Origin of the sequence: Streptomyces sp. NRRL F-6676, from assembly GCF_000725625.1 — a bacterium.
GTDB lineage: Bacteria > Actinomycetota > Actinomycetes > Streptomycetales > Streptomycetaceae > Streptomyces.
The window spans coordinates 1-4,522 of sequence record NZ_JOHS01000105.1 but is presented as its reverse complement, the minus strand read 5'-3'; the positions used below and the strand labels follow the sequence as shown (position 1 = coordinate 4,522).

The following is a 4,522-nucleotide window of genomic DNA, read 5'->3' as shown; positions in this document are numbered from 1 at the left end:
CAGCGCGGAGCCGAGGCTGTCGAGGAGCGCGGGGCCGCCCGGGCGGCGGTCGTGGCGGGGGGGGGGGGGGGGGGGGGCCGCGGGGGCGGGGGGGGGGGGACGGGAAGGGTAGGGGCGGCGGGGGCGAGAACAATGGGGGTGTGACCTTTGACGAACTGCTGCTGCGGGCCGCAGGCCTGATGCGCACCCGTGGCCGAGCCATACTCGGCCTCACCGGCACCCCCGCCTCCGGCAAGACCACCCTCGCCGAACACCTCGTCCGCGCCCTCAACGCCACCACCCCCGGCCCACCCCCCGCCACCCACGTCCCCATGGACGGCTTCCACCTCGCCGACGCCGAACTGGACCGCCTGTCCCTCCGGGACCGCAAGGGTGCCCCCGACACCTTCGACGCCGCCGGCTACGCCGCCCTCCTGCGCCGGCTGAAGGACCCGGCGGAGAACGACACGATCGTCTACGCCCCCGGCTTCGAGCGTGTGCTCGAACAGCCGATCGCCGGCACCATCCCCGTACCGCCCACCACGCGCCTGGTGGTCACCGAGGGCAACTATCTGCTCCTCACCACCGGCGCCTGGTCCCGCGTACGCCCCCTGCTGGACGAGGTCTGGTACTGCGAACCCCGCGACGAGGACGAGCGGGTCCGCCGGCTGATCGCCCGCCACGAGGAGTTCGGCAAGGACCACGACGCGGCGGTCGCCTGGGCCCTCGGCACCGACCGGCGCAACGCCGAACTGATCGCCACGACCCGCGACCGGGCGGACCTGATCGTCCCGGAACCGGTACTGCCGGGCGAGTCCGCCGGGCGCGGAGAGTAGGCAACGGGCGTGCCGCGTGCGGGAGACGCACGGCACGCCCGTTGCGGTGGGCGGGCCCGGGCGGCGTACGGCTTTCAGGTGAGCGGCCTCCGTACGCCGGCCCGTGCTCGCCGTCCGGGGGGTCACAGCACGGTGCGGGACTCCAGGTCGCGGCGGGTGTCGTTGCCGTACACACCGCTCTCGTCGCCCCTGATGCCGTACCAGAGCTGGAACCGGGCGACGGCCGCGCGCAGCACGGCGTCGTAGCGGCCGTCGGTGGCGCCGTCGCGGTACACGTCGGGGACGCGCAGCAGCCGCTGCTGCAATTCGCTCACGGCGGGCCCGCTGTCCCCCTCGCGGAGGGTGCCGGCGCCGTCCGGGTCGGTGCCGGGGGCGTCGGCGGGCCCGGAGGCGGTGCCGGTCGCGGGCGGCCGCAGCGGCGTACCGGCCCCCTGGGCGTCGCTCCCGCCGACGCCGGGGACCACGAGGAGCGCGGCCCCGAAGCCGACGAGGGCGGCGGCGGTCACTCCCACGACGACGGCGGCCCGCCGCGTCGTGAGCCCGTCCTCGCGTGCCCCGCCCGCCGCACGCCCACGCGCCGTCGGGCCACGGCGGGGCGGGCGCGGGGCCGCGCCCCGGACCGGCCCGGCACCGGCGGCCGTAAGGGCGCCGTGACCGGGGGCATCTCCTCGGTGGCGAGGTCGACGGTGGAGCCGGCGGCACCAAGGCCCGAGCCGCCCGGGCCCGCCCTGCCGCCCGGCGCGATCACCTCGTAGTCCGTGCCCGTGCCCGGACCCTGGTCCATGTCCGGACCCGCTCCCACCCCCTCTTCCCCACGCCGGCTCTCCTGGCGCTCCCGGTACTCCCGTACCAGGTCCGCCAGCGCCTCCGTCCGGCGGCGGCGCATGACGTACGTGGGTTCCAGCACCGGGCGCCGCATGGGCTGTCCGGGGGGTTCGGGCGGTGTCGGCACGCCGTTCTCCTTCCGTGCGCTCTCCCTGGGCCGTGCGCCGTGTCCGGTGAGGGATACGTGCGCGCACGGCTCACGGTTCACCGAAGGCCGGTGGTGAAGTTCCCGGGGCCGCACCACCCCGTGCGCGCCCGCACGCCCGCGTACGCCCCGGCCGGGCGGGTACTCAGCAGGCCCTGAGCCGGTGGGCCACGCGTCCTGCTGCGCTACGGCGCGCTGACCCTGCTCACCGACCCGAACTTCCCGCACCGCGGCGAGTACGCGTACCTCGGCCACGGCCTGGCCGGCCGCCGCCTCACCGAACCGGCCCTCGGTTTCGCGGAGCTGCCGCCGCTGGACGGCGTCGTCCTGTCCCCTCTGCACGGCGACCACTGGGACCGTCGCGCCCGGCGGGGCCTGGACCGCTCACTGCGGATCGTGACCACCCCGCACGCGGCCCGCCGCCTCGGCGTGCTGCACGGTTTCCGGCAGGCGGCCGGGTTGCGGACCTGGCAGGACTGCGTACCGCGCCGCGGCGGCACCCAGGTGCGGATCACCTCGCTGCCCGGCCGGCCCGCCGGGCGGGCGGTGCTGCGGGGGCTGCTGCCACCGGTGATGGGCAGCATGCTGGAGTTCGGCCCGGGGGACGGACCGGTACGGCTGCGGCTGTACCCCTCCGGCGACACGCTGCTCCACGACGGTGTGGACGAGATCGCCCGCCGCTTCCCCGCCGCTTCCCCGCCGCCGATCTGGCCGTACCGCATCTCGGCGGCACCCTGCTGCCCGGCGGCTTCGTGGTGACCATGGACGGCGCGCGGGGCGCGGAGCCGGCCCGCCGCCTGGACCCCCGGCTGATCCTGCCGGTGCACTACGGCGACTACACGGTGATGCGCTCCCCGCTGGAGGCGTTCCTCGCGGAGGCCGGGCGGGCGGGGCTCGGCGAGCGGCTGGTGCACTGCCGGCACGGGCAGCGCGCCCGGGTGACGGCGGGGTCGGGGGGTCCCGGTGGTGCGGTGATCGTCGTACGGCTGTGATCAGCGGGCGGCCGGGTCCGCCCGTACGTCGGTGAGCACGACCCCGCTGCGCGGGCGGGTCGGGATGCGGCGCAGCGGGATGGTGAGGTCCTGCTCGGGCAGGGTGTACTCCAGCCGCGCCAGCCGGACGGCGAGCGCTTCGAGCAGGCCGACGGTGACGTTCTCGCCGGGGCAGCGGTGGTTGGTGTGCGGGTCTCCCCCGCCCTGCGGGATCAGTGCGTCGACCGCGGCCGGACGGTCCAGGAAGCGCTGCGGGCGGAAGGCGTACGGGTCGCCCCACAGCTTCTCGTCGTGGTTCTGCCCGTACACGTCGAGGAGCACGATGCCGCCCTCGGGCACGGTCGCGCCCCGCCAGGACAGCTCCCGCACGGCGAGGCCACCGAGGAAGGGGGCGAAGGGGTAGAAGCGGCGGACCTCGTGCGCGAAGGCGGTGGCGAAGGCGGTGGCGAACGCGGGGTCGCCGTCGCGCAGTGGTTCCCGGTGGGCGGGCCACCGGTGCAGGGCGTGCGCGGCGAAGGCGACGAACCAGGCGACGGCGGCGGTGGGGCGCAGCACGTTGAGCAGCTCCACCGCGGCCGTACGGGCGCCGAGCGGCTCCCCGTCGGCGTCCCGGTGCCGGCAGACCGTGTCCAGTACGGATCCGGTGGGCGCGGTGGCCGTGCCTGCGCGGACGGCGTCGACGAGGTGGGCCAGCCGGGCCTCCTGCCGGTTGCGGGCGCGGCGGGCCCGGAAGTGGCGCGGGCCGGCGGTGGCGAACCCGTCGACCATGGCGAGCAGGTCGGCGGCGAGTGACGCGGCGTCCCCGTCGGGCAGCGGGACCCCGGACCAGCGGCAGACGCCGCGGGTGAGGACGGTACCGGCCTCGTCGAACAGTGTGATGCGGGGCTGCTCGGCCCACTCGGGGACGGCGTCGTCCCAGGCCCGGACGGCCTCTTCGACGATGCCGGTGACGCGGTCCGGGGACAGCAGCGGCAGGAAGATCCGCTTGCGGGCGCGGTGGGCGTCGCCGTCGAGGGTGTGCACGGGGTCCTGGCCGAACAGGGTGGCGCGCACGGGTTCGGGGAGGGCTCCGTGCCGGCGGACGTGGTCCTCGTCGTAGAAGAACCGCACGGCGTCCGGGCCGCGCACGGCCAGCGCGGGGCGGCCGAGCACACGGGTGCGCAGTACGGGCTCCGCCCTGTCCCGCATGCGGTTGGGCAGCCAGGCGTAGCCCTCGGCGAGGACGGCGAGGGAGCGGTCGGTCAGGGGGCGACGGTTCACGGTCATGGGCGGCGAGTGCCCCGTGTGAAGCGCGGGACTCCGGGGCCCGTGCGACAGCACGACAACCCAGCACGACACCCCGCCGTGGACGCGCGCCCCCGCGCCGGCCGAGGTGGCTGAACGGTCACGGCCGGTGCCCCGGATCCGGGGCGCAGCCCGAGGGCCCCGAAAGAGGATTCCGTCTTCCCCGGTGCCCCGGCAGACTCGGCGGCCGGGCGCCGTCCGGCGCCCGCCCGGAACCGGTCGAGCCGGGATCGCGACGCGTCCCGGGAGAGGACGTGACGCCATGGAGCGCACAGGGAGCACCCGGTCCGGTGAGTCCGGTCTGCCGATCGAGCCGGTCTACGGGCCGGGTGATCTGGAGGGCTGGGATCCGGCGGAGCGGTTGGGGGAGCCGGGGGCGTTTCCGTTCACGCGGGGTGTGTATCCGACGATGTACACCGGGCGGCCGTGGACGATGCGGCAGTACGCCGGGTTCGGTACGG

Annotated in this window: 7 protein-coding genes; 4 read left to right on the top strand and 3 right to left on the bottom strand. The window is 76.4% G+C overall.

The window, feature by feature from the left end:
- Nucleotides 1-140: 140 nt before the first annotated feature.
- Nucleotides 141-815: a nucleoside/nucleotide kinase family protein gene (locus tag IO29_RS31085; RefSeq protein WP_030379032.1), complete on the top strand. Its 675-nt coding sequence runs from the start codon at nt 141-143 to the stop codon at nt 813-815.
- Nucleotides 816-937: 122 nt separating this feature from the next.
- Here IO29_RS31085 and IO29_RS38240 read toward each other — a convergent pair whose 3' ends face one another.
- Nucleotides 938-1,321, bottom strand: coding sequence for a peptidoglycan-binding protein (locus IO29_RS38240; RefSeq protein WP_234307468.1), 384 nt, complete (start codon nt 1,319-1,321; stop codon nt 938-940).
- Nucleotides 1,318-1,767, bottom strand: coding sequence for a hypothetical protein (locus IO29_RS38720; protein WP_158709308.1), 450 nt, complete (start codon nt 1,765-1,767; stop codon nt 1,318-1,320). The genes IO29_RS38240 and IO29_RS38720 overlap by 4 nt, the downstream gene beginning before the upstream one ends.
- A 414-nt stretch (nt 1,768-2,181) precedes the next feature.
- Between IO29_RS38720 and IO29_RS40460 the strand changes: the two genes are divergently transcribed.
- Nucleotides 2,182-2,544, top strand: coding sequence for an MBL fold metallo-hydrolase (locus tag IO29_RS40460; protein ID WP_420705364.1), 363 nt, complete (start codon nt 2,182-2,184; stop codon nt 2,542-2,544).
- Nucleotides 2,538-2,777 carry an MBL fold metallo-hydrolase gene (locus tag IO29_RS40455; protein ID WP_420709711.1) on the top strand — a complete coding sequence of 80 codons (240 nt, stop codon included), beginning with the start codon at nt 2,538-2,540 and terminating at the stop codon, nt 2,775-2,777. Before IO29_RS40460 ends, IO29_RS40455 begins: the two co-directional genes overlap by 7 nt.
- Here IO29_RS40455 and IO29_RS31070 read toward each other — a convergent pair whose 3' ends face one another.
- Nucleotides 2,778-4,043, bottom strand: a complete 1,266-nt coding sequence (locus tag IO29_RS31070; protein ID WP_030379030.1) for a cytochrome P450 — start codon at nt 4,041-4,043, stop codon at nt 2,778-2,780.
- A gap of 280 nt (nt 4,044-4,323) precedes the next feature.
- Between IO29_RS31070 and IO29_RS31065 the strand changes: the two genes are divergently transcribed.
- Nucleotides 4,324-4,522: methylmalonyl-CoA mutase family protein (locus tag IO29_RS31065; RefSeq protein WP_033225154.1), on the top strand; the 199-nt coding region annotated here is incomplete at its 3' end.

Excerpts from the sequence above, each read along its gene's own strand:
- IO29_RS31070 (WP_030379030.1), bottom strand. The coding sequence starts at position 4,043 with ATGACCGTGAACCGTCGCCCCCTGACCGACCGCTCCCTCGCCGTCCTC.